The organism is Streptosporangium sp. NPDC006013, from assembly GCF_040614275.1.
In the GTDB taxonomy this organism is placed as follows: domain Bacteria; phylum Actinomycetota; class Actinomycetes; order Streptosporangiales; family Streptosporangiaceae; genus Streptosporangium.
This window is the reverse complement of sequence record NZ_JBEXUE010000627.1, coordinates 1-4,941: the sequence shown is the minus strand read 5'-3', so window position 1 is coordinate 4,941 and position 4,941 is coordinate 1. Positions and strand designations below refer to the sequence as shown.

Below are 4,941 nucleotides of genomic sequence, written 5' to 3'. Positions count from 1 at the left end.
CGTTCCCCGCCGCCCTGGTGAAGGCGGGCCTGAAAGCCGGTTCCTGGGTGCCGGGCCGCCAACGGCGGCGGCGCCCGGCTCTACCTGGCGAGCGGACCGGCACGGTTCACCGAGGCCGAGGGGGTGTTCGACGAGATCGGGAACGGAGGCTGGATCCTGGCGCTGGGCACCCAGGACCTGGACGGCGACGGGCGGCCCGAGCTGTACCTGGCATGCGACTTCGGCCCCGACCGGCTGCTGGTCAACGAGTCGGTGCCCGGCCGGATCCGTTTCACCGAGGCCAGGGGCACTCGGCACCTGACGACTCCCGCCTCCAGGGTCGTCGGCCGCGACTCGTTCAAGGGGATGGGCGTCGGCTTCACCGACCTCAACTCCGACGGCAGGCCGGACATCCTGGTGAGCAACCTCACCGAGGACTACGCGCTGCACCAGAGCAACTTCGCCTTCGTGTCCCGGCCCGGCGACCTGCACGGGGGGCACGCGCCCTACGACGACCTCGGTGAGGAACTGGGGCTGAGCCGCAGCGGCTGGTCCTGGGACGTCAAGGCCGCCGACTTCGACAACGACGGCGACGACGAGATCATGCACGCGACCGGGTTCGTCAGGGGTGAGGTCGACCGGTGGGCGCAACTGCAGGAGGCGGCGTCGGCGAGCGATCTGTTCCTCTCCCGCCCCGCGCTCTGGCCGAGCATCCGGGCCGGGGACGACCTGTCGGGCCGCGACACCAACACCTTCTTCACCAGGGGGCAGGACGGCCGCTACGCGGACGTGGCCCGGCGGGCCGGGGTCGGCGGCGACAGCGACGGCACGGTCAGCCGGGCCTTCGCGGTGGGCGACGTCGACGACGACGGGCGACTGGACTTCGCGGTCGCCAACCAGTGGTCGGAGTCGGTGCTCTACAGCAACCACGGCCCGACGGCACCGTTCGTGGGCCTGCGGCTCCGTCTCCCCGCGGGCCCCTGCCTCCCATCCCCCGCACCGCGCTCCGGACCGGAGCGGCCCGCCCTGGCCCAACCGGGCCGGACACGGCTCCGTCCGGTGCACCGGGAGTGGACACGCCCCGGGCTGACGCGGCCCGCCATCGGGGCCGTCGCCACGGTGCGCCCGCCCGGCGGGGTCACGCGTAGCAGGCAGCTCTACCCCGCCAACGGGCACAACGGCTTCTCCGCGCCCGAGTTGCTGTTCGGCCTGGGCGACCACCTGCCGGACTCCCCCGTCCCCGTCGAGATCTCCTGGAGGGACGCCTGCGGCGGCACCCGTACCGCGTCGGTGTCCCTGGAGCCCGGCTGGCACCGGATCCTGCTGGCCGACGGCCACGCCTCGGAGATCCGCCGTCCGTGAGCGCCGCCCCGCCCCCCGAGACGGCGAAGTCCAGGATCTCCGGCCCGAACCGAGGCAGGGCGCTCCGGCGGTCGGCGTGGTCCCTCACCCTGATCACCGTGCTCGGGCACACCGTGCTCGGCTTCGAGCAGTCCCCTCTGGCGCCGGTGGCCGGCGCGCTCACCGGCGTGACCACCGAGTTCGTGCTGGAGACCGTGGAGGCGTGGGCATGGCGGCGCCCGGCCCGCTACCTCGGGGTGCCCCGCGACCGGGTCGCCGACTTCTTCCTGCCCTCCTACATCCGCGGTCTGCTCTGCGCGATGCTGCTGTACGGCAACGGGCATCTGATGCCGATCGCGCTCGCCGTCCTGATCGGCGTTGGCAGCGCGTACCTCTTCCGCGGGCGGGCGCCGGAGCCGGCGCGAACGGCGGATGGGGCGGGAACGACGAAACCGGCGAGGCGGACCGGCGGGGACGCGCCCGGCGCCGCGTTCCTGAATCCGGTGGCCTTCGGGGTCGTCGTCGTGCTGCTGCTGTTCCCGTGGGTCGGCCTCGCCCCCGCCTACCAGTTCACCGCGTGGGTCTCGGGTCCTTTCGACCTGATCGTGCCGCTGGCCGTGCTGGCAGGGGGCGTGCTGGCGAACGCCGGACCCACCGGCAGGATGCCGCTGGTCCTGGGCTGGGCGGGCGGGTTCGCCCTGCAGGCGTGTCTCAGGGGCGGTCTGGGCGACGTGTCGACGGTCAGCGCCCTGCTGCCGATGACCGGGACCGCCTTCGCCCTCTACACCGGCTACGTGATCACCGATCCGGGCACGTCCCCGGTCAGGGCGCGCGACCAGGTCGTGTTCGGCCTGGCCACGGCGGCGGTCTACGGGTTGCTGGTCCAGTTCCACGTCGTCTTCGGGCCGTTCCTCGCCCTGGTGATCGTCTGCGCGGGCCGGGAGCTGAAACGGCTCCGCCGCCCGCCCGGCACCGGGCGCCCCGCGCGGGGTGATCAGCCGATGCCGGGGCCGATCCGTTCGAGCACCCGCAGCGAGCCCTCCTGCCGGACCTCCCTGAACGCACCGGAGGCGAGCGCCCGCTGGTAGACGCGGTACGGCGCCTGCCCGCCCGTGGCCGGGTCCGGGTAGATGTCATGGAAGACCAGGGCGCCGCCCTGCATGACGTGCGGCGCCCATCCCTCGTAGTCCCTGGTCACCGGGAGCTCGGAGTGGCCGCCGTCGATGAAGAGCATCGCCAGCGGGGTGTTCCACAGCCCGGCGACGCGCTCGGACCTGCCGACGATCGCGATGACCTCCTCCTCGAGACCCGCGGAGGCGATGGTGGTGCGGAAGGTGGGCAGCGAGTCCATCTTGCCGAATCGGGGGTCCATCAGGGTGGGGTCATGGTGGGCCCACCCGGGCTGGATCTCCTCGGAGCCCCGGTGGTGGTCCACCGTGAAGACGACGGACCCGGCCTGCCGGGCACCCGCGCCGAGGTAGACCGCCGACTTCCCGCAGTAGCTGCCGATCTCGCAGATCGGGCCGCGCGGGCCGTACTCGACGGCGGTCTCGAACAGCGCGATTCCCTCCTCATGCGGCATGAAACCCTTGGCGTGCTGGGCGGCGTACAGCAGGTCGGCGGGCATGGTGGCGTTGCTCATCACAGCAGACTACCCATACCGAACAACATTCCGATCAGCCCTTGCCCGACCTTATGGAACGTGTTCTACTTTGCACCGTGAACCAGCGCGCCCGCATCGTGATGTCCGACGACGAGGTGACGGCTTTCGTCGGTGAGTCGCGGAAGCTACAGCTCGGCACGATCAACCCGGACGGCACCCCACATATGGTGACCATGTTCTACGGGTTGACCGAGGGCAAGATCTCATTCTGGACCTACGGCAAGGCCCAGAAGACATTCAACATCCAGCGCGACGCCCGGGTGAGCTGCCTGATCGAGGCCGGGGAGGAATACTCCGACCTGCGCGGCGTACTGGTGTACGGGGTGGCGCGGAGGATCGACGACCCCGAGGGCATCCTCGGCATCGGCATGAACGTGGCCAGACGGATGGCCGGGATGCCCGACGCGGAGGAGTTGCTCACCGAGTACGTGACCTACACCGGCCGCAAAAGGGTCGCCTTTGTGGTCGAGCCCACTCGTGTGATCTCTTGGGATCACCGTAAGCTCGCCATTCCCGGCTAGGAGGCCCGCATGAAAATCAAAGTCGACTATCTGGTCTGCGAGGCCAATGCGATCTGCATGGGACTCGCCCCGGAGGTCTTCGAGCTCGACGACGACGACCAGCTGCACCTGCTGCTGCCTGAGCCGCCGCCGGAGATGATGGACCGCGTCCGGCACGCCGTGCGGTCCTGTCCCAAAGCCGCACTCTCCGTTGAGGAGAACTAGGAGGTCCCCCCATGCGTGGTGCGCTTCTGCATGCCGTCGGCGACGACAAGCTCGACATCCGCGATGACTTCACCCTCGCCCCGATGGGCCCGACGGACGTCCGCGTCAAGGTCAGGGCCACCGGTGTCTGCCACTCCGACCTGTCGGTGATCAGCGGCGTGCTGCCCATGCCGCTGCCGGTCATCCCCGGCCACGAGGGCGCCGGAGAGGTCGTCGAGGTCGGCGACCACGTGACCACGGTGCAGCCGGGCGACCACGTCATCATCAACTGGACCCCGGCCTGCGGCACCTGCGCGAACTGCCTGGTCAACCAGCCGTTCCTGTGCATGACCTACGTGATGGACAGCTTCGTCAACGCCCGCTTCCGCTACGGCGGCGACACCCCGGCGTTCGGCATGGCCGGGTGCGGCACCTGGTCCGAGGAGATCGTCGTACCCTGGCAGGGCGCGATCAAGGTCGACCCCGAGGTGCCCTTCGAGGCGGCCGCCCTGATCGGCTGCGGGATCACCACCGGCGTCGGCGCGGCGCTCAACACAGCCAGGGTGAAGGCCGGCTCGACGGTCGCCGTGGTCGGCGCCGGCGGCATCGGCCTCTCGGTGATCCAGGGTGCCCGCATCTCCGGCGCCACCACGATCCTGGCGATCGACCCGCTGGAGTCCAAGCACGCCCTCGCCAAGAAGGTCGGCGCGACCCACGCCATCACTCCCGACCAGCTGATGGACGCGCTCGGCACGCTCACCGGCGGTGCCGGGTTCGACTACGGCTTCGAGGCCGTCGGCAAGTCCGCCGCCATCATGACGGCCTGGCAGGCGACCCGCCGGGGTGGCGACATGATCGTGGTGGGCGCGGGCGCGATGGACGACAACGTCCCGCTGAGCGCCTTCAGCCTGCTGTTCGAGGGCAAGAACATCCTCAGCTCGCTGTACGGCGGCTCGGACGTCCGGCGCGACTTCCCGTTCTTCGCGGGACTCTACAAGGCCGGCAAGCTCGACCTGGAGAGCATGATCAGCTCCCGCATCAAGCTGGCCGACCTCAACGACGCCGTGGCGGCGCTCAAGGGCGGCGAGGTCCTGCGCCAGATCGTCGTCATGGACTGAGCACCGCCCGGAACCGAGCCCGCGCACCGGGTCACCGGGCCGCCCGCCTGAGCATGGATGACGGCACCAGCCGCCGGTTGCTGCGGGCGGTGCTGACCGTCCGCGCCCCCGGCCCGCTGCCGGAAGCGGCCGTGGC

Annotated in this window: 6 protein-coding genes; 5 read left to right on the top strand and 1 reads right to left on the bottom strand. The window is 70.8% G+C overall.

The annotated features are described in order from the left end of the window. Positions 1-123: 123 nt before the first annotated feature. A complete protein-coding gene (locus ABZ260_RS46470; RefSeq protein WP_355631098.1) occupies positions 124-1,341 on the top strand; it encodes a CRTAC1 family protein in 1,218 nt (405 codons plus the stop codon). Continuing rightward, positions 1,338-2,408, top strand: coding sequence for an enediyne biosynthesis protein UnbU (locus tag ABZ260_RS46465; protein ID WP_355631095.1), 1,071 nt, complete (start codon positions 1,338-1,340; stop codon positions 2,406-2,408). Before ABZ260_RS46470 ends, ABZ260_RS46465 begins: the two co-directional genes overlap by 4 nt. Here ABZ260_RS46465 and ABZ260_RS46460 read toward each other — a convergent pair. Beyond that, the gene (locus tag ABZ260_RS46460; RefSeq protein ID WP_355631092.1) at positions 2,315-2,962 is read right to left on the bottom strand and encodes a class I SAM-dependent methyltransferase; all 648 of its coding nucleotides are present in this window, start codon (positions 2,960-2,962) and stop codon (positions 2,315-2,317) included. The genes ABZ260_RS46465 and ABZ260_RS46460 overlap by 94 nt on opposite strands. A 77-nt stretch (positions 2,963-3,039) precedes the next feature. Between ABZ260_RS46460 and ABZ260_RS46455 the strand changes: the two genes are divergently transcribed. The 3 genes from ABZ260_RS46455 to ABZ260_RS46445 are packed head-to-tail and all read left to right on the top strand — an operon-like array spanning position 3,040 to position 4,805. Further along, positions 3,040-3,504 (top strand): pyridoxamine 5'-phosphate oxidase family protein, encoded by a 465-nt coding sequence (locus ABZ260_RS46455; RefSeq protein ID WP_355631089.1) that lies wholly within the window; start codon positions 3,040-3,042, stop codon positions 3,502-3,504. A gap of 9 nt (positions 3,505-3,513) precedes the next feature. After that, positions 3,514-3,708 (top strand): ferredoxin, encoded by a 195-nt coding sequence (locus ABZ260_RS46450; RefSeq protein ID WP_030913934.1) that lies wholly within the window; start codon positions 3,514-3,516, stop codon positions 3,706-3,708. An 11-nt stretch (positions 3,709-3,719) separates the two neighbouring features. After that, positions 3,720-4,805 carry a Zn-dependent alcohol dehydrogenase gene (locus tag ABZ260_RS46445; RefSeq protein ID WP_350914349.1) on the top strand — a complete coding sequence of 362 codons (1,086 nt, stop codon included), beginning with the start codon at positions 3,720-3,722 and terminating at the stop codon, positions 4,803-4,805. Positions 4,806-4,941 lie beyond the last annotated feature (136 nt).